General features: G+C 73.5%; 20 protein-coding genes, 3 tRNA genes and 1 pseudogene. 9 read left to right on the forward strand and 15 right to left on the reverse strand.

The features are described 5' to 3' along the window. Positions 1 to 23 precede the first annotated feature (23 nt). Positions 24 to 4,283 carry a PAS domain-containing protein gene (locus ACFYR0_RS09695; protein ID WP_389324002.1) on the reverse strand — a complete coding sequence of 1,420 codons (4,260 nt, stop codon included), beginning with the start codon at positions 4,281 to 4,283 and terminating at the stop codon, positions 24 to 26. Between the two features lie 256 nt (positions 4,284 to 4,539). After that, entirely contained in the window at positions 4,540 to 5,016 is a 477-nt protein-coding gene (locus tag ACFYR0_RS09700) for an SSI family serine proteinase inhibitor (RefSeq protein WP_389324005.1), read from the reverse strand. 216 nt (positions 5,017 to 5,232) lie between these two features. Between ACFYR0_RS09700 and ACFYR0_RS09705 the strand changes: the two genes are divergently transcribed. Further along, positions 5,233 to 5,323 (forward strand) — tRNA-Ser (locus tag ACFYR0_RS09705). Between the two features lie 83 nt (positions 5,324 to 5,406). Here the strand turns inward: ACFYR0_RS09705 and ACFYR0_RS09710 are convergent. Next, entirely contained in the window at positions 5,407 to 5,574 is a 168-nt protein-coding gene (locus ACFYR0_RS09710; protein WP_389324008.1) for a hypothetical protein, read from the reverse strand. A gap of 286 nt (positions 5,575 to 5,860) precedes the next feature. Between ACFYR0_RS09710 and ACFYR0_RS09715 the strand changes: the two genes are divergently transcribed. Next, positions 5,861 to 5,933, forward strand: a tRNA-Arg gene (locus ACFYR0_RS09715). 637 nt (positions 5,934 to 6,570) lie between these two features. Here the strand turns inward: ACFYR0_RS09715 and ACFYR0_RS09720 are convergent. Together ACFYR0_RS09720 and ACFYR0_RS09725 are read right to left on the reverse strand one after the other, a co-directional pair. Next, positions 6,571 to 7,812 (reverse strand): hypothetical protein, encoded by a 1,242-nt coding sequence (locus ACFYR0_RS09720; protein ID WP_389324011.1) that lies wholly within the window; start codon positions 7,810 to 7,812, stop codon positions 6,571 to 6,573. 677 nt (positions 7,813 to 8,489) lie between these two features. After that, entirely contained in the window at positions 8,490 to 8,780 is a 291-nt protein-coding gene (locus tag ACFYR0_RS09725) for a hypothetical protein (protein ID WP_389324014.1), read from the reverse strand. Here ACFYR0_RS09725 and ACFYR0_RS09730 point away from each other — a divergent pair. Further along, positions 8,769 to 9,032 (forward strand): annotated as a pseudogene (locus tag ACFYR0_RS09730) (GntR family transcriptional regulator); the annotation flags it as partial. The gene ACFYR0_RS09725 and the pseudogene ACFYR0_RS09730 overlap by 12 nt on opposite strands. Positions 9,033 to 9,085: 53 nt before the next feature. On the opposite strand, the gene ACFYR0_RS09735 reads toward ACFYR0_RS09730, so the two are convergent. The 5 genes from ACFYR0_RS09735 to ACFYR0_RS09755 form a co-directional block, all read right to left on the reverse strand. After that, on the reverse strand, positions 9,086 to 10,765 hold the full coding sequence (locus ACFYR0_RS09735; protein ID WP_389324017.1) for a long-chain fatty acid--CoA ligase: 1,680 nt from the start codon (positions 10,763 to 10,765) through the stop codon (positions 9,086 to 9,088). Positions 10,766 to 10,904: 139 nt separating this feature from the next. Further along, a complete protein-coding gene (locus ACFYR0_RS09740) occupies positions 10,905 to 11,471 on the reverse strand; it encodes a SigE family RNA polymerase sigma factor (RefSeq protein ID WP_386385173.1) in 567 nt (188 codons plus the stop codon). 181 nt (positions 11,472 to 11,652) lie between these two features. Further along, positions 11,653 to 12,801, reverse strand: coding sequence for a lipid-transfer protein (locus tag ACFYR0_RS09745; protein ID WP_389324020.1), 1,149 nt, complete (start codon positions 12,799 to 12,801; stop codon positions 11,653 to 11,655). After that, complete coding sequence (locus tag ACFYR0_RS09750; RefSeq protein ID WP_389324023.1) at positions 12,798 to 13,175, reverse strand: MaoC/PaaZ C-terminal domain-containing protein; 378 nt, start codon at positions 13,173 to 13,175, stop codon at positions 12,798 to 12,800. Before ACFYR0_RS09750 ends, ACFYR0_RS09745 begins: the two co-directional genes overlap by 4 nt. Beyond that, complete coding sequence (locus ACFYR0_RS09755) at positions 13,172 to 14,110, reverse strand: bifunctional MaoC family dehydratase N-terminal/OB-fold nucleic acid binding domain-containing protein (RefSeq protein WP_389324026.1); 939 nt, start codon at positions 14,108 to 14,110, stop codon at positions 13,172 to 13,174. Before ACFYR0_RS09755 ends, ACFYR0_RS09750 begins: the two co-directional genes overlap by 4 nt. Before the next feature lie 174 nt (positions 14,111 to 14,284). Between ACFYR0_RS09755 and ACFYR0_RS09760 the strand changes: the two genes are divergently transcribed. Then, a complete protein-coding gene (locus ACFYR0_RS09760; RefSeq protein ID WP_389324029.1) occupies positions 14,285 to 15,154 on the forward strand; it encodes a bifunctional DNA primase/polymerase in 870 nt (289 codons plus the stop codon). Between the two features lie 82 nt (positions 15,155 to 15,236). Here ACFYR0_RS09760 and ACFYR0_RS09765 read toward each other — a convergent pair whose 3' ends face one another. Then, a complete protein-coding gene (locus tag ACFYR0_RS09765; protein WP_389324032.1) occupies positions 15,237 to 15,869 on the reverse strand; it encodes a hypothetical protein in 633 nt (210 codons plus the stop codon). 280 nt (positions 15,870 to 16,149) lie between these two features. Between ACFYR0_RS09765 and ACFYR0_RS09770 the strand changes: the two genes are divergently transcribed. Further along, positions 16,150 to 16,356, forward strand: a complete 207-nt coding sequence (locus tag ACFYR0_RS09770; RefSeq protein ID WP_389324035.1) for a hypothetical protein — start codon at positions 16,150 to 16,152, stop codon at positions 16,354 to 16,356. A gap of 145 nt (positions 16,357 to 16,501) precedes the next feature. On the opposite strand, the gene ACFYR0_RS09775 is transcribed toward ACFYR0_RS09770, so the two are convergent. Continuing rightward, positions 16,502 to 16,588 (reverse strand) — tRNA-Ser (locus ACFYR0_RS09775). A gap of 68 nt (positions 16,589 to 16,656) precedes the next feature. After that, positions 16,657 to 18,249, reverse strand: a complete 1,593-nt coding sequence (locus ACFYR0_RS09780) for a S1C family serine protease (RefSeq protein ID WP_389324038.1) — start codon at positions 18,247 to 18,249, stop codon at positions 16,657 to 16,659. Positions 18,250 to 18,465: 216 nt separating this feature from the next. Here ACFYR0_RS09780 and ACFYR0_RS09785 point away from each other — a divergent pair, with 216 nt between their 5' ends. From ACFYR0_RS09785 to ACFYR0_RS09795, 3 genes are all read left to right on the forward strand, one after another. After that, positions 18,466 to 19,278: a glycerophosphodiester phosphodiesterase gene (locus tag ACFYR0_RS09785; RefSeq protein ID WP_389324042.1), complete on the forward strand. Its 813-nt coding sequence runs from the start codon at positions 18,466 to 18,468 to the stop codon at positions 19,276 to 19,278. Between the two features lie 208 nt (positions 19,279 to 19,486). Further along, positions 19,487 to 20,038, forward strand: coding sequence for an ATP-binding protein (locus ACFYR0_RS09790; protein ID WP_389324045.1), 552 nt, complete (start codon positions 19,487 to 19,489; stop codon positions 20,036 to 20,038). A 156-nt stretch (positions 20,039 to 20,194) separates the two neighbouring features. Then, a complete protein-coding gene (locus ACFYR0_RS09795) occupies positions 20,195 to 21,160 on the forward strand; it encodes a DUF5926 family protein (protein ID WP_386385193.1) in 966 nt (321 codons plus the stop codon). A 330-nt stretch (positions 21,161 to 21,490) separates the two neighbouring features. Here ACFYR0_RS09795 and ACFYR0_RS09800 read toward each other — a convergent pair whose 3' ends face one another. Then, the gene (locus ACFYR0_RS09800; RefSeq protein ID WP_389324048.1) at positions 21,491 to 22,033 is read right to left on the reverse strand and encodes a hypothetical protein; all 543 of its coding nucleotides are present in this window, start codon (positions 22,031 to 22,033) and stop codon (positions 21,491 to 21,493) included. Between the two features lie 56 nt (positions 22,034 to 22,089). Then, positions 22,090 to 22,755: a bifunctional DNA primase/polymerase gene (locus ACFYR0_RS09805; protein WP_386385197.1), complete on the reverse strand. Its 666-nt coding sequence runs from the start codon at positions 22,753 to 22,755 to the stop codon at positions 22,090 to 22,092. Positions 22,756 to 23,305: 550 nt separating this feature from the next. Between ACFYR0_RS09805 and ACFYR0_RS09810 the strand changes: the two genes are divergently transcribed. Then, positions 23,306 to 24,823, forward strand: a complete 1,518-nt coding sequence (locus tag ACFYR0_RS09810; RefSeq protein WP_389324616.1) for a PP2C family protein-serine/threonine phosphatase — start codon at positions 23,306 to 23,308, stop codon at positions 24,821 to 24,823. Positions 24,824 to 24,836 lie beyond the last annotated feature (13 nt).

Raw genomic sequence — 24,836 nt, forward strand, 5'->3', positions numbered from 1 at the left:
GTGTTTCGAGGCACGCCCTGGAACTAGTTCGTCCCGATGCGGGCCAGCAGGTCGACGATCCGCTCCTGGACCTCGTCGCTCGTGGAGCGCTCGGCGAGGAAGAGAACCGCCTCGCCGGACGCCAGCCGCGGCAGGTCCGCCGGGTCGACCGCGGCCGTGTAGACGACCAGCGGAGTCCGGTTGAGCTGTCCGTTCGCGCGCAGCCAGTCCACGATCCCGGCCTGGTGCCGGAGCACCTGCGTCAGGTCCATCACCACGAGGTTCGGGCGGAGCTGCCCGGCCAGCGCGACCGCGTCCGCGTCGCTCGCTGCCCGCGCCACCTGCATCCCGCGCCGCTCCAGCGTCGCCGTCAGCGCCAGCGCGATCTCCGCGTGCTCCTCGATCAGCAGCACCCGGGGCGGGTGCTGCTCGCTGTCGCGCGGTGCCAGCGCCTTGAACAGGACGGCGGGGTCGGCGCCGTACGCTTCCTCGCGCGTGGCCTGTCCCAGCCCGGCCGTCACCATGACCGGAACCTCCGCGGCGACGGCGGCCTGCCGCAGCGACTGGAGTGCCGTACGGGTGATCGGCCCGGTCAGCGGGTCGACGAACAGCGCGGCCGGGAACGCTGCGATCTGCGCGTCCACCTCCTCGCGCGAGTGCACGACGACCGGCCGGTAGCCACGGTCGCTCAGCGCCTGCTGGGTCGCCACGTCCGGTGCCGGCCACACCAGCAGCCGACGCGGGTTGTCCAGCGGCTCGGGCGGCAGCTCGTCGTCCATCGGCTGCGGGCGCGGGGTGTCGGCGACCTCGACGGCACCGCCCGGACCGTCCAGCGGCTCGGGTCCCTCGGCGGCGTTCTCGTCGGGCGCGCCTATGGCGTACGACCGTCCGGCGCCCTCGGACGCCTGCGGGGCCGGCAGCGGCTGGCCCGCGGCCGGAACGGGCTGGGCGGCCACGGCCGGCTGCTCGGCGGACGGGTGGGGGCGCGCCGCCTGCTCGGGGCGTGCGGCGGTCTGCTCGGGGCGCCCGGCCGGGTCCGGGGGCGTGCCGAGCTTGCGGCGGCGTCCGGAACCGTTCGGGCTGCCCGGAAGGGGCGTGGCGGTCGGGAGCGGCTGCTGCACCTGCTCCGCCTGGCGGGTGAACGGCACGCCCTGTCCCAGGGTGCGCACGCTTATGGCACGGCCCTGGGTGGAGTTCGGGTCCAGCGGCGCGGCGGCCTCGGCGGGCAGCGGCAGCGCGCCCGTCTGGTGCGGGACGGGCGTCCTGGCCGCGGGCGCGGCCTGGGCCGGGGTGCCCGCCGCCGGAGTGCCCGTCGCAGGGGTGGCCTGCGTGGCCGGGGCCTCGGCGGGGAGCGGGGCGGCGGCCGGGAGCGGCTGGGCCGGGGTCTGCCCGAGGGCGGGGTTCTGCGCGGGCACCTGCTGGGCGACGGCGGTCTGCGCCGGGACGGGCTGGGCCTGCGCGAGCTGGACGCCCTGGCTCTGGGTGCCCGGGGCGGGCAGCGGCTGGGCGGGGGGCAGCGGGGTGCCCTGACCGGGAGTGCCGTGCGCGGCGGACGCGGGGACGCCCTGCGCCGGGGCCGTCCGGGCGGCGGCCGCCGGGACGGGCTCGCCGTGCGTGCCCTGGGCCGGGACCGTGACCTGGCCCGTGGTGGTGTCGGTCCGGCCGCGGACGGCCTGCGCGGGCGCGCCCTCGGCGGACGGCTGCTGGGCCACGGCCCGGCGGCGGCGTCCGGTGGGCGCGGTGGTGGGGTGAGGCTGCGGCGGGGTGTGGTCGTCGGCCTGGCCGTGCGCGGGCGTCTCCTGCCGGCCGGAGTGGTCGCCGGTCTGCCCGGCGACGGGCAGACCCTGGGCCGGGACGGGCATCGCCGCGGGTACCTGGGCGGGGACCGGCGCGGCGGCCGGGAGCGCCATGGCGGCGGGTGCCGCCGCGCCCTGGGCGGCGGCCTCCTCCACGTCGGCGGGCCGGTCGGCCTCGGCCGGCGGCAGCGCGAACACGGTCCGGGGCGCGGCCTCCTGCGCGTCGGCCCGTTCCTGCGCGGCGGCGAGGGCACGGCGACGGCGGCCGGTGGGCTGCTGGGCCCCGGCGGGCTCCAGCGCGGCAGCCCCCGACGGCTGCGACGGCTGTGCCGGCTCGGAGGCGACCGCGGGCAGGGCGGGCGGCAGCGCGTGCGGCTCGGCGGCACGGCGGGCCCGCCGCCCGGCGGGCTGCGCCTCCCCTGCGGGCACACCCTGCGGCGGCACGGTCCCGCCCAGGCCGTTCCCGGCCGCCGCGGTGCCCGCGGCGTGCTCGGCGGCGGTCACGACGGCGCCCTCGGAGACTCCACCGGGCAGGGCGGGAGGCAGCCCGCCCTCGCCCGCGCCGTCAGCGGGACGCCCGCGACGGCGGCCGGTGCCACCGGAGGCCTCGGCGGTCTCGACGGGGGCCGGCTGCTGCGGTTCGTCCTCCCCGGCGGCCGCGCGGCGGCGGCGCCGCCCGGTCGGCGTGCCGGACTCGGCCTCGGCGCCCGCCGCGTCGGCGGCGCCCGGGACCTCGCTCTCCAGGAAGGCGTCGACGGAGGACCGCCGGGCCCGCCGCCGCCCGCCGCCGGACGTCTGCTGCGCCTCGGCGGGAGCGGCCTGCGGCGCCTGCGCGGCGACCGCGCCGGCGCCGCTGCCGATCGGCACCTCCAGGACGTACGCGCTGCCGCTCATGCCAGGCACCTCGTGCGTCTGGAGGACACCGCCGTGGGCCCGCACGATGCCGCGCACGACCGGCTCGTGCACCGGGTCTCCCCCGGCGTACGGCCCGCGCACCTCGATGCGGACGACCTCGCCGCGCTGGGCGGCGGCCACGACCACGGTGTTGTCCATGTAGCCGCCCGCGGACACGGGCGCGTTGCCGGTGGCGTCGACGCCCGCGACGTCGGCGACCAGGTGCGCCAGCGCGGTGGCCAGCAGGGCCGCGTCGACCTCGGCCTCGATCGGCGGCGCGTGCACGGCGAACTGCACCCGCCCGGGACCGATCAGCTCGACGGCCCCGTCGACCCCGGCGGCCACGACGGAGTCGAGCATCGCCTTCGTACGGGACACCTCCGCGGCGCCCGCGTCCAGGCGCTGGTAGCCGAGGACGTTGTCGATGAGGGTGGTGATGCGGGAGTAGCCCGCGGAGAGGTGGTGCAGGACCTGGTTGGCCTCGGGCCACAGCTGTCCCGCGTCGTCGGCGGCGAGCGCGGCCAGCTCGCGGCGCAGCTGGTCCAGCGGGCCGCGCAGGGACTGCCCGAGCAGCGTCTGCAACTGCTCGTGCCGGGCGGCGAGGGCCTCGTAGCGGTCCTTCTCGCGCTCGGCGAGGGCGGCGTACCGGTCCTCGCCAGCCGCCAGCTCCTCCTGGTGGGCCTCGGTCAGCTCCTCCAGCTCGGCCACGTGCTTCTGGCGCAGTGCGGTGAGGTCGGAGGCGTGCTCCTCGGACAGCCGCTCCAGCTCGTCGGCGTGCGCCTGGTCGGCGGCGGCCTTCTCCTCGGCGAGGACGTCGTACGGGCGGCGGTCGGCGAAGGTCATCACGGCGCCGACGAGCTGGTCGCCGTCGCGCACGGGGGCGGTGGTGAGGTCGACCGAGACCTTGTCCCCCGGCTTGGACCACAGCACCTGCCCGCGCACCCGGTGCTTGCGCCCCGAGCGCAGGGTGTCGGCGAGCGGCGACTCGTCGTACGGGAAGGGCGAGCCGTCGGCGCGCGAGTGCAGGACGAGGGTGTGCAGCTCCTTGCCGCCCAGGTCGCTGGCGCGGTAGCCGAGGATCTGCGCGGCGGCCGGGTTGACCAGGACGATCCGGCCGTCGGTGTCGGTGCCGACGACGCCCTCGGACGCGGCCCGCAGGATCATCTCGGTCTGCCGCTGCGAGCGGGCGAGCTCGGCCTCGGTGTCGATGGTGCCGGTCAGGTCGCGGACGACCAGCATCAGCAGTTCGTCGGCGGCGTAGCCGTGGCTGTCGTAGGCCTGCTGGCCGTTCTCCAGGTTGGCGCTGGTGACCTCGACCGGGAACTCGGAGCCGTCGGTGCGGCGGGCCGCCATCCGGGTGGGCCGGGTGCGGGCGCGCGGGTCGACGTGGTCCGGGCGGCGCATGGAGCCCGGGATCAGCTTGGAATCGAACTCCGGGAGGAGATCCAGCAGCCCGCGCCCGACGAGTGCCGTACCCGGCGCCTCGAACGCCTCCAGCGCGATGGTGTTCGCGTTGACGACGGTCCCGTTGGCGTTGACCAGGAGCAACGCGTCGGGAAGGGCGTCGAGTATGGCTGCGAGGCGAGCAGCGCCTCGGGATGGCCTGCTGCTCACGAGACGCTTCCTCCCTGTTACCGCACCTTGCCAACCGCTCGGGCCATCTTGCCAACGGGCCCGCGGGGTGTCACGCGAGGGAGTCTAAGGGCTGCGGTTGCGCTCGCGACGCCCGATGCGAGACACATCGCACTCCCCGGGGAGGCCGGGCGCGGGGCCGCTACGGCACCGGCACCGCGCCTCCACCCGGCCTCTACAGGGCCGCCGCACGGCCACGGCGTCCGCGGCCGTGCGGCCGGAGCCCGGCCGCGGACGGTCAGTCGCCAGCCGCGGGCAGCAGGGGGACGAACCGGTCCCAGCGTTCGATCTCACAGCCGTTGCTGCGGTCGAACCGCGCGTCGACGGGCCGCCCCGCCCAGGTGCCCGTGACATGGGCGGTGGCGGGACCGCCGTACAGCATCGTGCAGAAGCTGTCGCCGGGCACGGGCGCGAAGGGGTCCTCGCCCCAGTGCGTGTTGCGGTCCAGCGCCGCGCAGGCGGCGGCCGGGTCGGGGTGGCTGCCGCGGCCGGGGTGGCAGTCGAGCTCGTACGTCCGGGCCGCCCGCTCCGGCCCCTCCTGGACGGTGACGGTGAGGTGGTCGGGCCGGTCCTCGTGACGCACCGGGGGCGGCACCCTCGGTGACGGTGCGGCGGGGGCTGCCGAGGACGTGGGGGACAGCGTGCCGAAGGCGGCCAGCGAGAGGCCGGCGGCGACGGCGAACCGCCGCAGGGCGCGGGAGGAGACGTAGGACATGCCCTGCCCAACGCGCCGGGGCGGCGTACGTTGCGCGGCGGGCGGTGAGGGCGGGGCGGTGAGGGCGCGCGACCTGCGGACACCCGGGGTGTTCCGCCGGGAAGCCCTTTGCCCTGCGGGCCGCCCGCCTAGTACCGTGGGAGCCGATTGGTGACACGACGCTCGACTGTGTCATCATCTGCACGCAGCGTTCGCGCTCGCGCGAGTGGTTGTGCTGGAGGCGTCGCCTAGTCCGGTCTATGGCGCCGCACTGCTAATGCGGTTTGGGTCTTAAAGCCCATCGAGGGTTCAAATCCCTCCGCCTCCGCTCTGTGCTCAGGGAGTTCAGCCCATGTCGGCTGAACTCCCTGAGTCGTTTCCGGGCCGGTCGGCCCCTTGCCGGGGCCCGGATCACATGTGGGGGCGGGCCGGGCCGATCGCGTTCTTGAAGGTGGCGGAGGCGTTGCCGACGCAGTCGGCCGGGAGATAGCCGACGATGCCCGTGCAGCCGGCGCCGGTGTGCACGGTCCACTCGCGTGAGCAGTGATCACCCAAGAGCCCGGGCCGGGATCTGCCCATGGCGCGAGGGGACAGCCGGCCGGCCGCGGACCGGGAGTCGGATTGCCCGATCCGGCGCGTTCACCCACCCTCGCGAAACTCCGTGACCCCAGTCACGGCCGCACCGAACCACTCCGCCGAAGCCCTCCGCCACGCCCCCGGCCCACACTCGCCCGAGTCGGCGTTTTCGCAGGTCAGAAGGGGTTTACTTAACGGATTTCACATGTCGGCGGCAGTCATGTAATGTTCTTCCTGTCGCCGCGAACGGGCCGAAAGGGCCGGAAGCGAAGACAGGAAAACAGAACAAGCACTCGTAGCTTAACGGATAGAGCATCTGACTACGGATCAGAAGGTTGCAGGTTCGAATCCTGCCGAGTGCACAGCAGACCAGAGGCCCTGTGGAGTAATCCACAGGGCCTCTGGCTTTTGGTGTTGACGGCAGTGTTTGACGGTTTGTCGGCAGCCGCCCTCGGGAGCCGGGCAGACGGGCCACTTTCCTGGCAGCGAGCTGCTGCACCCGCTGGGCCCGGAGGGCCGTCGCGCACTCGGGAGGGAGCACCACGCGCCGCGCCGACCGCTGAGCCTTCGGCGCGGCGATCAACAGGTCTCCGCCCACGCGCTGAAGCGCCTGCCGGACGGTGACGACCCCTCGTACAGATCCACGTCCGACCAGCGCAGGCCCAGCAGCTCGCCGCGCCGCAGGCAGGCTCGTACCGCCGGCTCGTACGCCGCCCAGAGCCGGGTGTCCCGAGCCGCAGCCAGGAGCTGACGCCCCGATCTGTTTGCCTCAGCCGAGTGTGCGAGCGCCTCCTCGGGCGACGAGGCGAAGGACGAGGTCCACGGGGGGCACGACGGGAGTTCGGCATGGCCGCGGTGTCGCACGGAGCCGTCATCCGCTTCGCGTCCGCTCCCCGCCGGCGCACCGATCCGGCTCGTGACGGCCGTGACGGGAACGGAGGCCTCGGCTCTGGCCCGTGGCCGGCCGCGATGGGGAGCTCGCGTCCGGCCGTCCGTGGGTCAGGAGCGCTCGCGGGCGGCTTGGGGGTTCAGGCAGAGCGCGATGTTCCGGACCGCGGCGGTGAGTTCCTCGATCACCCGGGCTGCCTGCTCCGCGTTGTGGAAACCCGGGTGTCCGGCCAGAGACAGGCCCAGTTCCTCCGCCGTCTGGAGGGCCAGCCCGGCGCCCTCGGCGGCGGGGGGTGCGGCGGCGGGCGCGGACGCCTCGGCGACGGGAGGGGACATGGGTACGGCGGACCGGACCGGCACGACGGGGTCCGCCGTGGGTGCGCCGGAAGCCGAGGGGGTCATCTGGCGCGCCGGCTCGGAGAGGACCGATGCCGGCAGGCCGACCGGTCCCTTGCCGGTCTCAGGTTCCCGTCGGTACTCGTTGAACGGAGGGCGGAAGGCGCCGGAGTCGTCGGCCGAGTGGGCGTGTTCCTCCTCGGCCGGTCGCATCGGCGCGAGCTGGGGGGCGTGCGGGGTCAGGTCCGGCGCGTGACGCGTCCGGGGCACGAAGTGCTCGAAGTCCGGGAAGGCCAGGGGCGTGAAGTGCGTGGAGTGCGGGGAGGAGCGCGGGTTGTACTCGGTCTGCCACTGCATGCGGTAGCAGTCGACCTGGTCGGCGCAGGCGGCGCGAGCGTGGAAGACCGCGGTGTCCTCCCCCAGGTCCGGGTACCAGAGGTTCGGGCCAGGGAAGCGCACGGTCCGCATCCGGGGCCTGATCGGCTCCGCGCAGCCCATGCAGCAGTCCTCCGGCACGATGAGCGAGATGCCGCCGCTCTGCTCGGGCCAGCGGGGACCGCCCTCCCAGCGGTACTGCCCGTGGTGGCAGGGCGGCAGCTCGCCGCAGGCGCGGCAGACGGCGTAGTGTTCCGGGAGGACCTGCCAGTCATGGCTGGCGGGGGCGCACCAGTGCTTGGGCGTGGAGCGGGGCAGGTTCTCGTTGCGCAGTACCAGGACCACCGGGCGCTTGTAGAACTCGGAGCGCTCCGGTGCCGGCTTGACCACCTGGTTGTTGGCTCGCCGCAGTTCGTTGGCGTGCCACCACAACTCCACGTGGTCGCGCCAAGCCTTCTCGTAGGACTTCGGCCACCGGTCGCCCGTATAGCCTTTGATCTCCAGGATCCGCCAGGCCTGCCGGTCGAGTACCACGATGGAGTCGGCCCGCAGTCGCAGATGCGTTCCGTTGTCACCCTCGTCTGGCCAGTCGTGCCGGCCGATACGGGTGGGCTGGTCTGGGAGCCACCTGCGAACCTGCATGTCACGCTCCTCGACAACGAAACTTCATAGTTTCAAACGGGGCAGTGGGCAACATTCTGAACATCCAGTCGTTCGCTTCGGTGTAGACACGCTCACGCTGTTGACCTATGACGACCGGAACGCTATTCGTGCTTCCTTTCGGAAACGCCGTTGGCACCAGGCGTTTTCGTCACCATGGCCGTCACCGGATTCCGCCCTTCGGCGGACCTCGGTGCAGCGGACCCATACCCGAGCGTCCGGCCTCGACGCTCACCCGCACGGGTGATGACGCTTCGGTCGCCGTCATCTGTACGTGTGCATTGCCCCCACGCCCGTCACCGACCACCGAACACCGTTCACCCGCACGTCCGGGACCCGGTGGTCTGTACCCGCTCCACCCCTGGGGGCGGGGACGAGGAGGGCCTCGACGCCCTCTGCCGGCACGCCGCCGCTGGCCGTCCCACCCCGCTGCCGGGCAGGGAAATACGGCAGTGCGGGCCGGACCCGGACTGTTCACCTTCATCTCCGTGGAGTGCGGAACAGAGGGCGCTGACAGCGGATGCGGGATCGGCCGAAGGGTTGCAGCAGTACAGCAGCGAAGTACCGCAACCGCAGCAACCGGCCCGGCCCCTGTCCGACAGAGCCTCGCAGGGGCGCAAAGCAGCCGGTACGGCCGTCACGGACCGATTCACGAAGAGCTACGGATCAGAAGGTTGCGGGTTCGAATCCCGCCGAGTGCGCGGGCGGAAGCCCGGCTCGACCCCGGCGCACTCGCCGAGCGCCGCGCACAAAGCCGGTACGAAGGCGGCGAGTTCGGCGTCGGAGGCCTGGCCGGCGTCCAGTACGGCGCCGACGACCGCCAGCAGCGCCGCCGCGGAGTGCTGGGCCTGGGCGTCGGCGAGGGCGTCGAGGCAGCCGCCGGGGCGGGTGACCGCGTAGGCCTCCTTGCCGGTGGCCGGACGGATGCGCGGATTGCCATGGTCACCCACGCTGGACTGATGGACCTCGACCGCACACGCCCCCTGTGGCGACAGATCGCCGCGGAGATCATCCGGCGCATCGAGAGCGGAACCTACCCGCCGGGCAGCCGTGTGCCGTCCACCTTGGAGATCGCGCAGGAGTTCGGCGTGGTGAACGCGACCGCGGCCAAGGCCATGCGGCACGTACGGGAAGCGGGATGGACGCGGGGCGAAGTAGGGCTGGGAACGTTCGTCAGCGCCCCCTCCCGTCCTCCCCCTCATGACGAAGCAGCCCCTGACGCAAGGCACCAGGGGCTGCTTCGTCGTACGGCCGGTCAGGCGAGGTTCGTGACGTCCAGGGCGCCGTCGGCGTACTGGCGGCGCAGGACCTTCTTGTCGAACTTGCCCACGGAGGTCTTGGGCACGGACTCGATCAGGGTCCAGCGCTCGGGGAGCTGCCACTTGGCGATGCCGCGCTGGTCGGCGAGGAAGGTGCGCAGGGACTCGAAGTCCGCGGTGGAGCCCTCCTTCAGCACGACCGTGGCCAGCGGGCGCTCGCCCCACTTGTCGTCCGGGACGGCGACGACCGCGGCCTCGGCGACCTCCGGGTGGGCCATCAGGGCATTCTCCAGCTCCACCGAGGAGATCCACTCGCCGCCGGACTTGATGACGTCCTTGGCGCGGTCGGTGAGGATGAGGAAGCCCTCGGGGGAGATGGTGCCGACGTCACCCGTCTTCAGCCAGCCGTCCTCGCTGAACTTGTCGGCGGGGCGCAGGGGTTCGGAGTCGGAGCCGTTGTAGTAGGCGCCGGCGATCCACGGGCCGCGGACCTCCAGCTCGCCCGCGGACTCGCCGTCCCAGGGCAGGCGCTCGCCGCCGGGGCCGGTCAGGCGGGCCTCGACGCTGGTGGGGAAGCGGCCCTGGGTGAGGCGGTAGCCGAACTCGTCCTCGGTGCCGACCGCGTGGGCCGGAGGACGGGCGACCGTGCCGAGCGGGGAGGTCTCCGTCATGCCCCAGGCGTGGCAGACGCGCATGCCGAGCCGGTCGAAGGCCTCCATGAGCGCGGGCGGACAGGCCGAACCGCCGATGGTGACCTGGCCGAGATGGCTGACCTCGCGCGGGCGGGCGGTGAGCTCCGCCAGCAGGCCCTGCCAGATCGTGGGGACGGCCGCCGCGTGGGTCGGCTTCTCCTTCTCGATCATCTCGGCGAGCGGTGCGGGCTGCAGGAAGCGGTCGGGCATCAGCATGTTGACGCCGGTCATGAAGGTGGCGTGCGGCAGACCCCAGGCGTTGACGTGGAACTGCGGGACCACGACCAGGGAGGTGTCGTGGTCGGTCAGGCCCATCGACTCGGTCATGTTGACCTGCATGGAGTGCAGGTAGATCGACCGGTGGGAGTAGACGACACCCTTGGGGTCGCCGGTGGTGCCGGAGGTGTAACACATGGCGGCGGCCTGGCGCTCGTCCAGCTCCGGCCAGTCGTAGGAGGTCGGCTTGCCCGCGATCAGGTCCTCGTACTCGTGGACCTGCACGGCGGCGCCGTCCAGCAGGGAGCGGTCCCCGGGGCCCGACACGACCACGTGCTCCAGCGGCTCGAGGTGCGGCAGCACCGGGGCAAGCAGCGGGAGCAGGGAGCCGTTGACCAGGACGACCCGGTCGGCCGCGTGCTGGACGATCCAGATCAGCTGCTCGGCGGGCAGCCGCAGGTTCAGGGTGTGCAGGACCGCGCCCATGGAGGGGATCGCGAAGTACGCCTCGACGTGCTCGGCGTTGTTCCACATCAGCGTCGCGACCCGGTCGTCGCCGCTCACGCCGAGGTCGTCGCGCAGCGCGTGCGCGAGCTGCGCCGCGCGGGCGCCGATCTCCGCATAACTGCGGCGCTGCGGTTCCGCCTCGCCGGTCCAGGTCGTCACCTGGGACGTCCCGTGGATCGTCGATCCATGGGCCAGGATCCTGGAGATCAACAGCGGTACGTCCTGCATGGTGCTCAGCACGGCGTCCTCCCGGGGCGACATTGCCTACGCGGCGGTAAGGGGTGCGCTGATTCTGCTCACATACCGCGCGGTATGTCACTAGGGAGTAATGATCGATCAGGTGACGTTCGGCACCCGGACGTCCCGAAGCCGGTCCCCGGAAGGCTCCGTCAGCCGCCCGTCAGCGGACGAATCCCAGCTCGGAGTCCTCGCGCAGCTTGCCCAGCGCCCGGGACACCGCCGATTTCACCGTGCCCACCGACACGCCGAGCACCTGGGCCGTCTGGGCCTCGCTGAGGTCCTCGTAGTACCGCAGGACGACCATCGCCCGCTGGCGGTCGGGCAGCTTCATGACCGCCCGCCACATCGCGTCCCGCAGCGCCTGCCGCTCGGCGGTGTCGGTCTCGGCGGGCAGCGGCTCCGGCTCGGGCAGCTCCTCGCAGGAGAACTCGTCGACCTTGCGCTTGCGCCACTGCGAGGTGCGGGTGTTCACCAGGGCGCGCCGGACGTAGCCGTCCAGCGCGCGGTGGTCCTCGATCCGCTCCCAGGCGACGTACGTCTTCGTGAGGGCGGTCTGGAGCAGGTCCTCGGCGTCGTTCGGGTTGGACGTCAGCGACCGCGCGGTGCGCAGCAGCACCGGCCGGCGGGCCCTGACGTAGGAGGAGAACGACGGGTACGTCGCGTACGGCAGCGCCCGCCTCGCCGGTCCGGCGGACTCCGGGGCGCTGGTGCAGACGAGTGTGGTCATGTGCTCAACGCTAGGGACGCAGCGGCACCCGCGGATCGCCCGCAGGGACCGAAGCGCGGTCCCCCTCAGGTTGTAGTGGTGGGGCTGACTGCACCTCCTGTAGGTGGACCGGGGGTGGAGAGGCAGTACGGGATGGCTCAGGGTCCACCCCGACCCCAGGAGGCTGTGCGCGGCGCCGGGTTCAGTCGTCCGCCGCCAGGACCAGGCCCGAGGTCGGTACACCCGTCCCCGCCGTGACCAGCACCCGTTCCGCGCCCGGCACCTGGTTCACCGCGGTTCCGCGCAGCTGGCGGACCGCCTCGGCGACACCGTTCATGCCGTGCAGATACGCCTCGCCGAGCTGGCCCCCGTGGGTGTTCAGCGGCAGCCGCCCCTCGGCGACGAGGGCGGCGGCCTCGCCCGGCCCGCAGAACCCGTACGCCTCCAGTTGCATCAGCACGAACGGGGTGAAGTGGTCGTAGAGGATGCCCACGTCGATGTCGTCCGGACCGAGCCCGGCCCCCCGCCACAGCCGCCGGGCGGCGACCCGGGCCTCCTGAAGTACGGCCGGGTCGCCGCGGTGGAAGCCGGTCATCTGCTCCTGTCCCCGGCCCGCGCCCTGGGCCGCCGCGGCGATCACGGCGGGCGGGCGGGGCAGGTCGCGGGCGCGCTCCACGGAGGTGACGACCAGGGCCTGGCCGCCGTCGGTCTCCTGGCAGCAGTCGAGCAGCCGCAGCGGCTCGGCGATCCAGCGCGAGGCGGCGTGGTCGGCGAGGGTGATGGGCCGCCCGTGGAAGTGCGCGGCCGGGTTGGCCGCCGCGTACCGGCGTGCCGCGACGGCCACGTGCCCGAAGACCTCGGGGGTCAGCCCGTGCGCATGGAGATAGCGGCGCGCGGCCATCGCCACCCAGGAGGCCGGGGTGAGCAGCCCGGCCGGCATCACCCAGCCCAGCGCGACGCCCTCCGCGGTCGGCTCGCGGTGGCGCACCCCCGCGCCGAAACGGCGGCCGGAGCGCTCGTTGAAGGCGCGGTAGCAGACCACGACCTCGGCCGCGCCCGTGGCCACGGCCATCGCCGCCTGCTGCACGGTCGCGCAGGCCGCGCCGCCGCCGTAGTGCACCCGGGAGAAGAAGGACAGCTCGCCGATGCCGCAGGCCTGGGCCACGGTGATCTCGGGGCTGGTGTCCATGGTGAAGGTGACCATGCCGTCCACGTCGGCGGGGGTGAGCCCGGCGTCCGCGAGCGCGGCCCGCACCGCCTCGGCGGCCAGCCGCAGCTCGCTGCGCCCGGAGTCCTTGGAGAACCCGGTCGCGCCGATCCCGGCGATCGCGGCCCTCGCCGGGGCGCTCACCAGGTCACCTCCGCGGTGGCCGTGACATGGCGCCCGACGGCGTTGTCCCCGGTCACCCGGACGACGGCACGGTGGCCGTCGCACTCCTCGACCGTGCCGGCCAGCAGCAGGGTGTCGCCGGGATGGCTGGGCGCGCCGAGCCGCAGGGCGAGCCGCCGCAGCACGCAGGAGGGTCCGAAAGCGTCGGTGACATAGCGGCCGACCAGGCCGTTCGTGGTGAGGATGTTCATGAAGACGTCGGGGGCGCCGCCGCGCCGGGCGGCCTCGGGGTCGTGGTGGACGTCCTGGTAGTCGCGCGAGGCGATGGCCCCGGCCACGATCAGCGTCCGGGTCACCTCGATCTCCAGCGGCGGCAGCCGGTCCCCGGCCCTCATCCGCCCGACTCCTCGGCCCGGAACACCGGCACGGTCAACTCCTCGTCGCAGCGCAGGAACTCCAGCCGCACCGGCATGCCGACGCGCACCTTGTCGTAGGACACCCCGACCACGTTCGCGACGATCCGCACGCCCTCGGCGAGCTCGATCAGGCCGACGGCGTAGGGCCCCGGCGGGCCGGGCGCGGTGAAGGCCGGGAAGGGCGGGTGGTGCATCACCACGTACGAGAAGACGGTCCCGTTCCCGGCCGCCCGGACGGTGTCCCAGCCCGCCGAGCCGCAGTCCGGGCAGCCCGGCAGCCAGGGGAAACGCGGCCGCCGGCAGTCCGTGCACCGCTGGACGAGCAGTTCGCGGCGCTCGACGCCCTCCCAGTACCCGGCGTTGTCGCGGCCCACGACCGGACGCGGGCGGCGCTCGCGGGGGCGGTCGGGGTCGCGGGGGTCGCGGACCGGGCGGCTCGGGGCGTACTTGAGGACGCGGAAGCGGTGGACGCCCGCGAGCAGGCCCGCCACGCGGAGTTCGGTGCGGGTGGTGACGAACCAACCGGTGCCCAGCCGGGTCGACTTGGGGCCGGTCACCGATTCGACGACCGTGTCGAAGGTGACGGTGTCGCCGACCCGCAGCGGGCGGACGTACTCCTGCTCGCAGTCGGTCGCGACGACCGAGGTGCAGCCGGCCTCGTCGAGCAGGGCGAGGAGTTCCTGGTAGGCGTCGGTGCGCCGGTCGTGGCCGCTGAGTCCGCCCATCGTCCACACCTGGAGCATCGCGGGCGGGGCGACGGCGTCGGGGCCGGTGTAGGCGGGGTGGGTGTCGCCGAGCACCTCGCACCAGTGGCGGATCATCGCGGCGTCGACGGGGTCCTTGCCGGTGGCCTCGGAGACGGCGGGCAGCCCCTCGAAGGCCTTCAGCCGCGCGGCCAGGTCGCCGTCGGACACGGCACACCTCCTTCGGGCGTCGGGCCTTACGTACGACGGTTTCTGACTGTCCGTCAGATCGGGGGGCGTGTCAAGGACGAGGCCGTGGGGCGACGGCGGTCGCGCGGCACGGTCCGCCTGCCGCCGGGGCGGGCCCCTCTTCCCTTCCTCGAACATTCGTACGAACATGGGGACATGGCCACCACCGACCGGCAGGCCACCACGCTGGCCCTCGCACACGGGCTGTCGGCCGCGGAACGCGGACTGGCAGTCATCCCTTTGTCCCGCGCCAAGCTCCCGGCCCTGCGCTCCCCCCACCGCAACGACCCTCCCGGCCTCCCGCCCTGCCGCGGCGAGTGCGGCCGCCTCGGCCACGGCGTGTACGACGCGTCCACCGAACCGGCGCGCATCCGCGAGATGTTCGCCGCCGCGCCCTGGGCCACCGGCTACGGCATCGCCTGCGGGCTGCCCCCGCACCACCTCATCGGCGTCGACCTGGACACCAAGTCCGGCACGGACTCCTCGGCGGCCCTGCGCGAACTGGCCCTGCGGCATCTGTTCACGATCCCGCCGACGGTCGTCGTGCAGACCCCCTCCGGCGGCCGTCATCTCTGGCTCGGCGGCCCGCCGGACGTGGTCGTCCCCAACTCGGCCGGCCGCCTCGCCCCCGGCATCGACATCCGGGGCGCCGGCGGCTATCTCGTCGGCCCCGGCTCCCGCACCGACCACGGCGTCTACGCCACCGCCCCCGGCAGCGGCCATCTGCCCCCGGCGCCCTGTCCCGTGGCCCTCCTGCGTCTGCTGCTGCCGCCCCCGCGCAGGCAGGTTCCGTCGACCGCGGGCGGCAGCCACGGCCAGGGCCTGATCCAGTTCGTCCTGGCCGCGCATCCGGGGCAGCGCAACACCCGGCTGTTCTGGGCGGCCTGCCGGGCCCACGAGAACGGCATAGCGGGGGAGTTGGCCGACGCGCTGGTGGAGGCGGCGTGCGCGACCGGGCTGACCGAACGGGAGGCACGGGCGACGATCGCGTCGGCGGAGCGGATGACGGGGAGGGGCGGGACGTGAGGGGGTGAGCGGCGGGCCTGTGGGGCGCGGCGGGCCGGGTCCCGCCGCGCCCCACAGGCCCGCGGACTCCCCGGCTGCTCCGTTACGGCGTGAAGACCTCGTCCAGGCGGTGGACGGTGCCGTCGTCGCCGGTCTCGTACTTGAAGACGAGGCCGGAGTCCGGGTGGGCGTCGAGCCAGTCGAGCAGCTCCTGGACGCCGATCCGCTGGTTCTCGGTGCTCTCCACGATCGGGTTGGTCGCGGTGATGTACGCGCCCTGGTCCATGGCCCAGCGGGACTCCTCGCCGGAGCCCACGAAGGGGGCGCCGTCGGTGTCGGGCTCGCCGCAGCCCCAGGCGCCGTGCTGGACGATCAGGTTCACCTTGTCGGTGACGCCGTCGATCTCCTCCCAGCCGTACAGGGCGAACTCGTCGGGGTCGTAGTCGTCGGGGTTCGGCGGCGCGGTGACGCAGTCGGCGGCGGGCTCGGCGCCCGGCTCCCCGGAGGGCGGGGCGGACGCGCCTCCCTTTCCGCCCTCCTCGGGCGCGGAGGCGGTGGGCTCGGCGCCGTCGGCCGGCGCGCTCGGCTTCCCCGCGGGGGCCGAGGTCGCGGGGGTCGCGCTCGCGTCGCCCCCGACGGCCTTGGCCTCGTCGCCCTTGCATCCCGTCAGCGCGGCGCCCAGCGCCACGGCCGCGAGCGCGACGGCGACGGATCTGCGACGGCGTCGGGTGTTCATCATCTCGTCCCCCAGTTCCGCACGGCCCGAACCGGCCGTGACCGATGGTCGGGGCGACCGTAGCAACGGTGTTGACCAGGTGCGATACAGCAACCCCTTACGTCACCGTTCCGGGACATGTCCGTCACCCGCCGCGGAAGGAGCGACGGGGCGGTGACGGGGCGCGGCCCGGACGCGCGGGACGTCAGGCCCCGGTCCGCTGCTGCGCGTGAGCGCCTTTACGGACGCGGCACGGCACCGGCCGGGGCGGGAGCGTGAAGTGCCGCTGTAGCGTGGCCACATGAGCGAACCGCGGATCAAGGTGTACGGCTCGGCCACGGAGATCACCGTGGCGGCCAACGCCGCAGGCCTGAGGACCCTGGCCGAACGGCTCATCGGTCTCGCCGATCCCGGACTCCACGACGGCTACCACGAGCACCTCGACGACGGGCTCGGCCTCGAGGACGGCTCGATCAGCCTGATCCTGGCCCGCGACGACAAGTTGTAGGGCCGACGTCCGCCGGGCGTCGTGCCGGGCCGCTCCCGCGTGCAGGTGTCGCCCCGAACCGGACCACGCCAGACGTGCCCGTCCCGGCATGGGAAAGGCCCCTGGCCAGTCTCCTGGTCAGGGGCCTTTCTCACTGCTCGTCAGGCGGAGGCGGTGGGATTTGAACCCACGGTGACATCGCTGCCACGACGGTTTTCAAGACCGTTCCCTTCGGCCGCTCGGGCACGCCTCCCCGCGTCGCCCACGGTGGGGCGGGCGGCGCGGGGACAAGAGTAACGGGTCGGCCGGGCGGGGCGGGGGTCAGTTGTCGCCGGTGCGGGAGCCGAGGGTGAGTTCGGTGGTGTTCGTCCGGCCGTCGCGCTCGTAGGTGATGGTGACCTTGTCGCCGGGCTGGTGGGTCCAGATCTCGCCGATCAGGGTCGGGCCGGAGTCGATGACGTGGTCGTCGAGCTTGGTGATCACGTCGCCGGGCTTGAGGCCGGCCTGGGCCGCGGGGCCGCCCGACTCGACCGCGGCGGAGCCGCCCGCGCCGGTGTCGGTGATCTTCGCGCCGCCGGTGGAGTCCTCCAGGGAGACGGAGGCGCCGATCTTGGCGTAGACGGGCTTGCCGGTCTTGATCAGCTGCTGGGCGACGTACTTGGCCTGGTTGATCGGGATCGCGAAGCCCAGGCCGATGGAACCGGACTGACCGGAGCCGCCGAAGCCGCCGTTGCTGGTCGACTGGATCGCGGAGTTGATGCCGATGACGTTGCCCTTGGCGTCCAGCAGCGGGCCGCCGGAGTTGCCCGGGTTGATGGAGGCGTCGGTCTGGAGGGCGCTCATGTACGAGGCCTGGCTGCCCGAGCCGTCGCTGGAGGCGACCGGACGGTTCTTGGCGCTGATGATGCCGGTCGTCACGGTGTTGGACAGACCGAACGGCGCGCCGATGGCGATCGTGGAGTCGCCGACCGCCACGTCGTCGGAGTTGCCGAGGGTGAGCGGCTTCAGGTCCGAGGGCGCGCTCTTGAGCTTGATCACCGCCACGTCGTAGCCCTGGGCGTGGCCGACCACCTCGGCGTCGTACTTCTTGCCGTCGGGGAAGACCGCGGAGACCTTGCCGCCGTCGACCGCGTCCGCCACGACGTGGTTGTTGGTGACGATGTGGCCCTCGGTGTCGAACACGAAGCCCGTGCCGGTGCCGCCCTCGCCCTCGCTGGACTCCGCCTGGATCGTGACCGTGCTGGGCAGCGCGGTGGCGGCGACGCCCGCGACCGTGCCCGGGTCGCGCTTGAGGTCGCCGCCGGTGTCCGCCGCGCTGACGGTGGTGGAGCTGGTGTCGTCGTTGTTCTCCGCCAGGACGTAGCCGAGGCCGCCGCCCAGGCCGCCCGCGACCAGCGCGGCCGCCAGCACCGCGGCGAGCAGGCCGCCGCGGCCGCGCCGCTCGGGCTTGGGAGCGCCCGGCTGGTAGGAGGCGCCCCAGACCGTGCCGGAGTCGCCGGAGCCGCCGCCGGGGAGCGGGGTGGTGTGCGCGGGGTCGTGCGCCCCCGGGGCGGGCGGGGGCGGCCAGCCGCCCTGCGCGCCGTGCGCGCCGTAGGGGGTGGTGTGGTGCACGGCCGTGTCCGCCGGGGCGGCCGGTGTCCCGTACGCCGGGGAGTGCGGGGCCTCGGGGGCGCCGTACGCGGGGGGCTGCTGTGCGGCCGGGGCCGGGTCGCCGTGGACCGGAGGCAGCTGGGCGGTCGGGGCGGAGTCGCCGTACGCCGGGGGCTGCGGGGCCGGGGCGGCGGGCGGCTGGGGCATGGGCGTCGTCGGGGAGGCGCTCTCCGGCGCCTGCGGGGAGGACGCGGGAGTGTCCACCGGCACAGGAGGTGCGGACGGGGCCGGGGGGACCGCGGTGCCCTCGTTCTCGGTGCTCACAGCTTCTCTCCTCGTTCCACTGCTGTCGTCGCTGCGCGGCGCAATTTTGTATGCGGTCAGCTTTTCCCACGGGCCGTCAGAGCACCATAAGCCGTGCCTGTGCGTCCGGGGCCATCCTTTATATAGGACCTTTTTCACTTAACGGCCACCGTGCCGAGGCCGCCAGGACGCCACTCGGACGTCACACCTACCCCCGGACGGTGGCACCATGACGCGGTGACCCACGCACCACAGCACCATCCCCAGATCGTCGCCCACCGCGGCGCCTCCGAGGACGCCCCGGAACACACCCTGGCCGCCTACAAGAAGGCGATCGAGGACGGGGCCGACGCCCTGGAGTGTGATGTGCGGCTGACCTCGGACGGACACCTCGTGTGTGTGCACGACCGTCGCGTCAACCGTACGTCCAACGGCCGCGGCGCGGTGTCCGCCCTGGAGCTGTCCGAGCTCGCCGCCCTCGACTTCGGCTCCTGGAAGCGCGGCGGCCCGGAGGAACCCGACTGGGAGTTCCGCCCGGAGGACCCGGCCGACACCTCCGTCCTCACTCTGGAACGGCTGCTGGAACTGGTCGCCGACGCCGGGCGCCGGGTGGAACTGGCCATCGAGACCAAGCACCCCACGCGCTGGGCGGGCCAGGTCGAGGAACGGCTGCTGCATCTGCTGAAACGGTTCGGGCTGGACGCCCCGGCCTCGCCGGAGGAGTCCCGGGTGCGCGTGATGAGCTTCTCCGCGCGCTCGCTGCACCGGGTACGGGCCGCGGCGCCGACCCTGCCGACGGTCTACCTCGTGCAGTTCCTCTCACCCAGGCTGCGCGACGGCCGACTGCCCGCCGGGGTGCACATCGCGGGCCCCTCGATCCGGATCGTGCGCAACCACCCCGCCTATGTGGAGCGGCTCCAGCGGGCCGGTCACCAGGTGCACGTGTGGACCGTGAACGACCCCGAGGACGTCCGCCTCTGCCTCGACCTCGGCATCGACGCCATCATCACCAACCGCCCCCGCGCGGTGGCGGAGATCCTCGGCCGCTGAGCCCGGCACCCGCGCGAACACCCCTCCGAGTGACCGTTCCCGACCGCCTCCGACCGGCGGCGCACCCCGGATGATCACACGGTGTGCACCGGCGCGTTCGGTCCGTGATCGTTCGTGGCGAGTGCATCACCGGAACGTGATTGGCCGGTTTCCGGTACAGGCCAATGGGGCATTCACACCGTGGCGTGGGGCGAAGGAGGTCTCGGGGGTGGCGTTGGTGGTGGCACAGGAGGTGCCCACGTCGTCGAGCATGGCCGTACCCCATGGCCCTGCGGGCGTGGGGGAAGCGAGGCACCGCATGCGCGATCAGTTGCGCACGGGCGGTGTAGCGGAATCGGTCGTCGACGACGCCGTACTGATCCTTTCCGAGCTGTTGAGCAACGCGTGCAAACACGGTCGACCACTGGGCGACGCCCTGGCCGGGGACGGCGACGTCCGGGCCGCGTGGCGCGTGGACCCCGACGGCCGGCTCGTGGTGGAGGTCACGGACGGGGGCGGTCCCACCCGCCCCGCTCCAGCCACCCCGTCGGTCACCGCACACGGTGGCCGCGGGCTGAACATCATCACCGCGCTGGCGGACGACTGGGGAGTCCGGGACGACGCCCGCGGCGAGGTGACCGTGTGGGTCGTGGTCCACGACGACGTTCACGATCCGGACGCCGGGCGGCGCCGCGACGACTTCGCTACGCGCGTCATCGCCCCGTCGGTACCCGCCATCGTCGAGCTGGACTTCGCGGACGCCTTCGACGACCTGGACTGACCCGTCCGGGCCGCCGGCCCGGACGCGGCCGTACCGTCCCGCGTACGACGACCCGCTTGTCCACAACTCTCCCGTTGTCCACAGGGTTCCGTCGCCACTGGCCCGAACGGCTAGGCTCCGCCCGTACGAGAAGAGCCGTAACCGGGAGACCCCACGATGGCCAAGAAGCGACCCCAGACGAAGGCCAACCAGCCCCAGATCACCGACGGAGAGATCCCGGTCGTCGGAGCCCGTGAGCCCTGCCCGTGCGGCAGCGGCCGCCGCTACAAGGCCTGTCACGGCCGGGCGGCCTCGCACGCGGCGACCGAGCTGGTGCAGCGCCCCTTCGAGGGCCTGGCGGGCGAGTGCGACTGGGTCGCGCTGCGCGAACTGGTGCCGGCCGCCACGGTCGAACTGACCCTGAAGGACGGCCTGCCCGAGGGCGTCCCCTCGGTCACGCTCGCCACGGTGCTGCCGATGGCCTGGCCCGCCCTGCGCCGCGAGGACGGCTCGGTGCTGATCGGCCTGCAGAACGACACGGCGTCCGGTGACATCAGCCGCGACCTCGCCGACACCCTCCGGCAGGCGCTGGAGGCTCAGCCGGGCACCCCGGTGCAGGGCCGCCGCGCGCCCGCCGACAGCCCTCGCCTTCAGGACCTGCTCGACCCGGAGGGCGCTTTCGAGCCGGTCGTGCACGACGGCTTCGAGTTCTGGGTCCCGGACTCTGAGAACGCCACCCCGGACGTGACCGCGTCCCTGGAGCGGGCCAACGCGGCGGCCATCCCGACGGTGAAGCTGACCGGCGTGGACGCGGCGTACTGGTGCGAGACGCCGGAGAAGAACCACCTGCGGTGGGTCATGCCGCACGCCGAGGAGCAGCTTCTGGACGCCCTCGCGCGGCTGCACGCCGCGGGCCGCTCCAGCCTCGGTGAGGGCACCCGGCTGGTGGGCTCCTTCCGTGCTCACGGGCTCACGGTCCCGGTGTGGGACCTGCCGAGCGGGGTCGGCGCCGAGGACGTGGAGAAGCCGGCCGCCGAGTTCGCCGAGCGGCTCGCCGCCGCCCTGGCGACGGACGCCCCGCTCACCCCGGAGGAGCGCCGGGCCCGCGGCGGGCTCACCAACCGACAGGTCACGCTGAGCTGACGTACCGCGGCCCGTCCGGGGCGGCTGACCGGTCGGTCAGCCGCCCCGGACGGGCGGAATGCGGTGGGAGCGGTCACAACTCCCGCTCGGGCAGGGCGGGATCGGTGTCCGAATAGCCGAGGAAAAACGGAGATCGAATTTGCGAACAGCCGATCTCTTGTTACCGTTCCATTAGCCCGGTTGCTGGTGCATCCCCCGTCGCCAGCAACCGGGTCTCTTCATGTCCGGACGCGCACACGGAACGCGGTCACAGGTCAACCCGAGGTGCGGGCAAGGCAGTTGGCCGGGGGACCGCCCGGAATCCGGGTGCCGCGGCCCCCGGGACGGGCCCTACGAGTTACTGCCCGAGCGCAGCAGCAGCGGGCCGTCGGCCCCCGCCGCCGCGAATTCGGCGAACGCGCTGTACTCCGCCGTCCGCGCCCGGCTGCGCTCGCGGGGCGTGTCACAGGACGCGGGCTCGTCCCCGGCGCTCACCGCGCAGTACGTCTGCACGGTCCGGTCCCCCGGTCCCAGCAGGCTCAGCGCGGCCTGGAGCGGCTCCCCGGTGGCGTTGCGGTAGTAGGCGCGCGCCCAGGTGTCCTCGCCCCGGGTCAGCACACAGGTCTGCGCCTCGACGCCCTCGGGCGAGGTGAGTTCGGGTCCGCAGCGGGCGGCGGTGGCGGTGCCGAGCCCGAGCAGCAGAGGGGTGCGCGAAGGCGCCGTCACGGGCCCTTTCGCGTCGACGTCCGGCTCCCGCGAGACCTTCGGGTCGCGCGCGGGCATCCGTACCGTCGTGCGCTCCTCGTCGTCCGCCGGGTCCGCGGACGCCACGGCCAGCGGCAGCGCGATCGCGCACACCGCGACGCCCGCGAGGGCGAGCAGACGAAGGTTCATGGAGGGGACGATAACCAGCCCGAACGGGCGCCCGGTTCGCCGCGCGCCCGACACCCCTACAACTCGGGCGCGCTCACACCCGTACGAGTGAGGGCGTCGACCACCGCGTCGACCACGGCCTCCACGTCGGGCACCCAGGGCGAGGCCGAACCCGGCAGCGGAGCGCGCTCCCAGCGGATGTCGCCCTGCCCGGTCGAGGACGGGGGCAGGGCGAGATAGCCGCCCTCGCCGTGGAAGCGCAGGGAGCCGGGGACGAAGTCCTTGGCGTAGAGCAGTTCGCCCAGCTGCTCCATGCTGTACGGCCGGACCAGGATCGCCCAGCGGTCGGGCGAGGCGACGACCGGGCCGAGGCGCATGCCGTCGCGGTCCAGCGCGTCGAGCGCGCGGGCGGCGGCCGCGGCCGGCAGGCTCACCGCGCAGGGCGCCCGGCCTCCGGTGGCCAGCACGATCGGGGCCGCCGGACGGTTGGTCCACCACCAGCGCACCATCCGCCCGTCCGTGGTCGCCGCGAGCAGCGCGGGGTCGAAGGGGTGGGCACCGGGCACCGTGCACTCGGGGTCGGGGCAGCCGCAGCCGGACCTGGCCCGCGCGTCCGCCGGCACTCCTGGGAGCACCGGCCACTGCCATTGTGTGGCGAAGGTCAGGGCCGCGCCGATCAGCTCAGGCCTCTTGTCAGCACGCCGGGACAGGAGCCTGCGTCGCCTTCCGAGGATCTCGCGCATGAGCGCTCGTTCCTTTCCGTTGCACGCCTGGCAACACCGTGGGCCACATACACCATGTGTCGATCACTGCACTGTGCGTACCTGCCGGCGCATCACACCCCTGCGAGAAGCGCGGGGATCCCCTGCGGGTCGGGCGTCGGCCGTGTCGACGGCCGGCGCGACCGGACGACCGCGGCGGCCGGTCCGACCGTGCTCTCCGTACTCGACTGCGTCCGTACTCGTCTATCAAAAGCACGGGCGTGGCGTGGGGTGGCGAAGTCTGGCGTTTTGCCGTCCCGCGTATTTCTCCGCCTCCGCCACGGGAGGATGGGGCACGGTCGTCGGTGGCTAAGACGCCCGGGTCCGTCGCCAGGTTCCGGGTAGCCCCCAACCACCCCTGGCCTTCTCCGAGTACGTACCCATCACGACCGTTGTGACGCTCCTGCGAGCAAGCCCAGTCGACCTCAACGAGGCTTTGCCCGAGTCAGTTTTAAGCCAACTTTGCCTTTCTACAAGAGGAACCACCACCCAACCCGTAAACCACATGGACACCAGGAATCCCAGCAGGACAATGCTGGACATCCCCTCACGAGTGCGTGTACATGTGGAGACACTGCTAGCGGCGCAGAATGACCTGGGGGTTTTCGATGCTTTTGAGCAAAACGCACCGGTCGGAAAGCCGGACACCATGAACGCCCCGCACCCTCCGAAAGTGGCCGGAATCGATTCAACGGTTCCCGCACCCGCACACACTGTCGCGCCCGCGCCCGCCGCCGCGCCGGGCGTCCCCCCGGTCCACACCGGCCCGGGCGCACTGCTCCAGGACCGCCTCGCCGGCTGGGTCTCGGACCTCACCACGCTCCACGAGCTCACCGAACGCCTGGTCCGCACGGACGCCCTCGCCGAAGCGCTCCAGGAACTCCTGCGGGCGGGAGCCGCTCTGGTCGGCGCCCGGCGCGGACTCGTCGTCCTGGAACCCGGCGACGGCCTCGGCCCCCGCACCACCCTCGGCCTCGGCCTCGCCCAGGCCGATCTGGGCCACATCGAGACCGTGCCGCGCGGCTCGCTGCCGTACGGCGAACTCCTCGACACCCCCGCCGGACTGCCCGGCGGTGTGGCCGAGATCGTTCGCTCGGACCTGCTGGCCGAAGACGGACTGGACCCCCGGCACCGGGAGGTGGCCCGCCGCCTCGGCTTCGCCGCCAGCTACGCGCTCCCGCTGTCCACGGAGGCGGCCGGCCGGCTCGGCGCCGTGGTGTGGCTGTACGACGAGCCGGCCGAGCCGGTGGAGCGCCAGCGTCACCTCGTCGGCCTCTACGCCCGCTACGCCACCGAGCACCTCGCCCGGCTGCTGGAGGTCGAGCGCACCCGCGCGTCCATGGCGATCATGTCGGAGGAGCTGCTGCCGTCCCGGCTCCCCCGCGTGCCCGGCGTCCAGCTCGCCGCCCGGCACCGCACCGGCCCGCGCGGCGGCGGCGACTGGTACGACGCCCTGCCGCTGCCCGACGCGGCCCTCGGCCTCGCCGTCGGCTCGGTCACCGGCTCCGGGCCGAGCGCGGTCGCCGCGATGGGCCGGCTGCGCGCCTCTCTGCGGGCGTACGCCGTGATGGAGGGCGAGGACCCGGTCGCCGTCCTGTCCGACCTGGAGCTGCTGCTGCGGCTGACCGAGCCCGCGCGCTCCGCGACCGCCCTGTTCGCCTACTGCGAACCCGCCGGGCGCAAGCTCACCCTCGCCGGGGCCGGGCACTGCCCGCCGCTGCTGGTCGGGGAGCGCCGCACCGCGTTCGCGGAGACCTCCGTCTCGGCCCCGCTGGGCATGCTGGCCTGCTGGGAGGCGCCGAGCGTGGAGATCCACGCAGATGCGGGAGAGACGGTTCTGCTGTACACCGACGGGCTGCTGCACCGCACCGGCGACCCGATCGACCGCGCCTTCGCCCGGCTGCACGCGGCCGCGTCCGGCGCGCCCAGGGCGCTGCGCCGCGATCCCGGGGCGCTCGCCGACCATGTGCTGCGCACCCTGCTGCCGGACGGAGCGGACACCTCCGACAGCGAGGAGGACGTGGTCCTGCTGGCGGCGCGCTTCGAGTGACCCGCCCGCGCCT

The organism is Streptomyces sp. NPDC005017, assembly GCF_042873115.1.
Lineage (GTDB): Bacteria > Actinomycetota > Actinomycetes > Streptomycetales > Streptomycetaceae > Streptomyces.

Excerpts from the sequence above, each read along its gene's own strand:
- ACFYR0_RS09700 (WP_389324005.1), bottom strand. The coding sequence starts at position 5,016 with ATGTCCTACGTCTCCTCCCGCGCCCTGCGGCGGTTCGCCGTCGCCGCC.
- ACFYR0_RS09735 (WP_389324017.1), bottom strand. The coding sequence starts at position 10,765 with ATGTCGCCCCGGGAGGACGCCGTGCTGAGCACCATGCAGGACGTACCG.
- ACFYR0_RS09800 (WP_389324048.1), bottom strand. The coding sequence starts at position 22,033 with ATGAACCTTCGTCTGCTCGCCCTCGCGGGCGTCGCGGTGTGCGCGATC.
- ACFYR0_RS09750 (WP_389324023.1), bottom strand. The coding sequence starts at position 13,175 with ATGAGGGCCGGGGACCGGCTGCCGCCGCTGGAGATCGAGGTGACCCGG.
- ACFYR0_RS09805 (WP_386385197.1), bottom strand. The coding sequence starts at position 22,755 with ATGCGCGAGATCCTCGGAAGGCGACGCAGGCTCCTGTCCCGGCGTGCT.
- ACFYR0_RS09710 (WP_389324008.1), bottom strand. The coding sequence starts at position 5,574 with ATGGGCAGATCCCGGCCCGGGCTCTTGGGTGATCACTGCTCACGCGAG.
- ACFYR0_RS09740 (WP_386385173.1), bottom strand. The coding sequence starts at position 11,471 with ATGACCACACTCGTCTGCACCAGCGCCCCGGAGTCCGCCGGACCGGCG.
- ACFYR0_RS09795 (WP_386385193.1), top strand. The coding sequence starts at position 20,195 with ATGGCCAAGAAGCGACCCCAGACGAAGGCCAACCAGCCCCAGATCACC.
- ACFYR0_RS09720 (WP_389324011.1), bottom strand. The coding sequence starts at position 7,812 with ATGCAGGTTCGCAGGTGGCTCCCAGACCAGCCCACCCGTATCGGCCGG.
- ACFYR0_RS09765 (WP_389324032.1), bottom strand. The coding sequence starts at position 15,869 with ATGAACACCCGACGCCGTCGCAGATCCGTCGCCGTCGCGCTCGCGGCC.
- ACFYR0_RS09770 (WP_389324035.1), top strand. The coding sequence starts at position 16,150 with ATGAGCGAACCGCGGATCAAGGTGTACGGCTCGGCCACGGAGATCACC.
- ACFYR0_RS09760 (WP_389324029.1), top strand. The coding sequence starts at position 14,285 with ATGGCCACCACCGACCGGCAGGCCACCACGCTGGCCCTCGCACACGGG.
- ACFYR0_RS09810 (WP_389324616.1), top strand. The coding sequence starts at position 23,306 with ATGCTGGACATCCCCTCACGAGTGCGTGTACATGTGGAGACACTGCTA.